The following is a 249-nucleotide window of genomic DNA, read 5'->3' as shown; positions in this document are numbered from 1 at the left end:
TGCCGCCCCCGCTTTGATCATTCAACTGGCGAAGCAAAGGAGCCAACTCACGCACTGATACGTTCTCTACCGGCACAACACGAGTTACCATAGTGTCGCCCGAGCCGCGGGTATCTCTGTCCAACACAGGCAGAGACGAGGTTTTTGCGTCTTTGTCACGAATCACTTTCAACACGCCAGATTCCATCTCGACAACGGCAAAACCATAAACTTCAAGCACATTCAGGAAAAACTGATAGTACTGCTCTT

At 50.2% G+C, this 249-nt stretch carries 1 pseudogene; it reads right to left on the bottom strand.

The annotated features are described in order from the left end of the window. A pseudogene (locus B3180_RS10335) lies at positions 1–249 on the bottom strand (type II secretion system protein GspD); the annotation flags it as partial.

Source organism: Idiomarina sp. UBA4206 (genome assembly GCF_002383015.1).
Taxonomy (GTDB): Bacteria; Pseudomonadota; Gammaproteobacteria; order Enterobacterales; family Alteromonadaceae; genus Idiomarina; species Idiomarina abyssalis.
The sequence above is the reverse complement of the archived record's forward strand: the minus strand, read 5'-3'. Positions and strand labels throughout refer to the sequence as shown.